The sequence below is a fragment of the Methylobacterium trifolii genome (genome assembly GCF_022179685.1).
In the GTDB taxonomy this organism is placed as follows: domain Bacteria; phylum Pseudomonadota; class Alphaproteobacteria; order Rhizobiales; family Beijerinckiaceae; genus Methylobacterium; species Methylobacterium trifolii.
Window position 1 is genome coordinate 1 of the sequence record NZ_BPRB01000399.1, and the last position, 1,410, is coordinate 1,410.

General features: G+C 69.6%; 2 protein-coding genes. Both read right to left on the minus strand.

Features of this window, described 5'->3' with window-relative positions; translation table 11 throughout:
* A partial coding sequence (locus COGEMETH_RS25155) for an App1 family protein phosphatidate phosphatase (protein WP_238185392.1) occupies nt 1-1,151 on the minus strand: 1,151 nt, incomplete at its 3' end.
* A gap of 57 nt (nt 1,152-1,208) precedes the next feature.
* A partial coding sequence (locus COGEMETH_RS25160; RefSeq protein WP_238185393.1) for a hypothetical protein occupies nt 1,209-1,410 on the minus strand: 202 nt, incomplete at its 5' end.

Sequence of the window (1,410 nt, forward strand, 5' to 3'; positions counted from 1 at the left end):
ATGCCCCCGACACGGTGGCTCTCGGCCGCGACCTCGATCGTGTTCGCCGAGGCTCGCTCGGTCGAGACCGCGCCACGGCCTTCCGGCGCGATGAGACCGAGGCCGACGGCGTGCTTGGCCATGGCGGCACTGTCGGCGGCGAGCACGAGACTGCTGCCGGCCGCGCCAACCGCAGCGGCGAGGCGTTCGATCTCGACGATGCGACCCGCATCGCGTGAGACGTTGCGGATGTAGACGGCCAGCACCCGGCCTGGATGGTCCGCCACGACCTGGGCGTAGACCTCCGGGTCATGCTGGCCGCTGTCGCCGAGCAGAACGAACGGGAGCTCGCGATAGAGGGCCAGCATGTTGCCGATGAGTTCGCGCTTGTGGTCCTCGGCCTTTCGCGGCAGCGGATGGCGCCAGGACAGGCCCCATTCGCGCAGGAACAGGATCGGTCCGATCGGGATCGCATGCTGCCGGAAGAACGCGCCGAGCATGTCGTAGATGCCCCAGGGTGCGCGCGACACGTAGAGCATCGGGTTGGCCTCGACGCCGGTGGCCCCGGCGTGAAGCGCCCGGCACAATGCGGCCGCGCCCGGGAACGCGACCCGGCTTTCGGCATCGGCCACGAACAGGCGCCAGAGCATCTTGAACTTGTTGGCCACCCCGGTGTGCATGATCGTGTCGTCGATGTCGCTGATGACGACGAAGCGACATGTCGCGGGCGGGATGAACACGTGTCCCTGTGCGCTCACCGGCGGGTCGGCATCGAGCGTCAGGTCGACCGGGTGCCAGGCGACCGCGCCGGACGGCACGTCGCGCGGCCGCAGGTGAATCCGGAAGTAACCGTCCCGGTCGGTCGCCACGCGCGCCTGCGCACCGCCGAAGCGGGCGGTCACGAAGGCCCCGACGACTTTGCGGCGGCGGATACGGCGCGCGATGTCGCGCAGGTTCGCACGAAGGTCGTCCGGACTGGCGTTGCGATCCGGGTGCGACTGCCGAAACACGCGTCCGATCAGGAAGATCTCTTCGCGCGTGCCGTAGCCCCGGTAGGCTTCGACGACGATGCCGCCCCGGCCCTGCGCTCGTTGGGCAGGTCGGGCGACAAGCGCCAGGAGCCGGACCGCCGCGCCTCGCCACCGGGCCTCGGCCGGCTCAGGATCTGTCATCCTCGCGCCTCACAGTCATAGTCGCTCGGAGGATCGTGGGCACGCCGGGGGCACCAATCACGTTTTGGACTTCCCGCCCTTCCTGCCAAGCTCGGCCTGCGCCGAGGACGAGTTGCGGGGGTTGCCCTTCCCCTCCTCGGCAGCCTTGGCGTTCGCCTTCTTCGCCGTTGCGCTGCCTTTGCCCTTGGTCTCCGCCATCGCCGTTCCCCATCCGCCTCGATGGAAATCGGAGCGCAGCACGGCGGTTCCGGCACCGCCT